Source organism: Azospirillum aestuarii (assembly GCF_016632405.1).
In the GTDB taxonomy this organism is placed as follows: domain Bacteria; phylum Pseudomonadota; class Alphaproteobacteria; order Azospirillales; family Azospirillaceae; genus Azospirillum; species Azospirillum aestuarii.
Genome location: NZ_JAEPIV010000006.1, coordinates 371 through 584, shown reverse-complemented (window position 1 = coordinate 584; position 214 = coordinate 371). Strand labels below are relative to the sequence as shown.

The following is a 214-nucleotide window of genomic DNA, read 5'->3' as shown; positions in this document are numbered from 1 at the left end:
CGGCGCGCACGAGGCGGTGGAGCTGCGCGACGGCGACAAGGGCCGCTACGGCGGCAAGGGCGTGCTGAAGGCCGTGGAATCGGTCAACGGCGAGATCTTCGACGCCATCGCCGGCCTCGACGGCTCCAACCAGCGCGCCCTCGACCTCGCCATGATCGAGCTGGACGGCACCCCCAACAAGAGCCGGCTCGGCGCCAACGCCATCCTCGGCGTC

Annotated in this window: 1 pseudogene; it reads left to right on the top strand. The window is 71.5% G+C overall.

Features of this window, described 5'->3' with window-relative positions:
- Nucleotides 1–214, top strand: a pseudogene (gene eno, locus JJL56_RS33110) (phosphopyruvate hydratase); the annotation flags it as partial.